At 38.9% G+C, this 869-nt stretch carries 1 protein-coding gene; it reads left to right on the top strand.

Going from position 1 to position 869, the window contains the following annotated elements:
- The coding region (gene tuf / locus AC4FQ1_RS13115) for an elongation factor Tu (RefSeq protein ID WP_491169872.1) at positions 1–869 on the top strand (869 nt) is incomplete at both ends.

Raw genomic sequence — 869 nt, 5'->3', positions numbered from 1 at the left:
GAAACAGAAAACAGACACTATGCTCACGTTGACTGTCCAGGACACGCAGACTACGTTAAGAATATGATCACAGGAGCAGCACAAATGGACGGAGCAATCTTAGTTTGTTCAGCAGCAGATGGTCCAATGCCTCAAACAAGAGAGCACATCCTACTTGCATCAAGAGTTGGAGTTGACCACATCGTAGTATTCTTAAACAAAGCTGATATGGTTGATGATGAAGAATTATTAGAATTAGTTGAAATGGAAATCAGAGAATTATTAAGCGAATACAACTTCCCAGGAGATGATATTCCAGTAATAAAGGGTTCAGCATTAAAAGCATTAGAAAACCCAACTGATGAAGCTTCAATCGCATGTATCGAAGAGTTAATGGAAGCAGTAGATAGCTACATCCCAACTCCAGAAAGAGCAACAGATAAGCCATTCTTAATGCCAATCGAAGATGTATTCACAATCACTGGTAGAGGAACAGTTGCTACAGGAAGAGTTGAAAGAGGAATATTAAATGTAGGAGCAGAAGTTGAAATCGTAGGATTAAGTGAAGAAATCAAGAAAACTGTTGTTACAGGAATCGAAATGTTCAGAAAGTTACTAGACGAAGCGCAAGCTGGAGATAACATAGGAGCATTATTAAGAGGGGTTCAAAGAACTGAAATCGAAAGAGGTCAAGTATTAGCTAAACCTGGTTCAGTTAACCCACACAAAAAGTTCGTAGGTCAAGTATACGTACTTAAAAAAGAAGAAGGTGGAAGACATACTCCATTCTTTGATGGATACAGACCACAATTCTACTTCAGAACAACTGACGTAACAGGATCAATCAAATTACCAGAAGGAATGGAAATGGTAATGCCAGGAGACCACAT

The sequence above is a fragment of the Clostridium sp. TJA020 genome, assembly GCF_058310295.1.
Note: the sequence above shows the minus strand (reverse complement) of the source record. Positions and strands in the feature narration are given on the sequence as shown.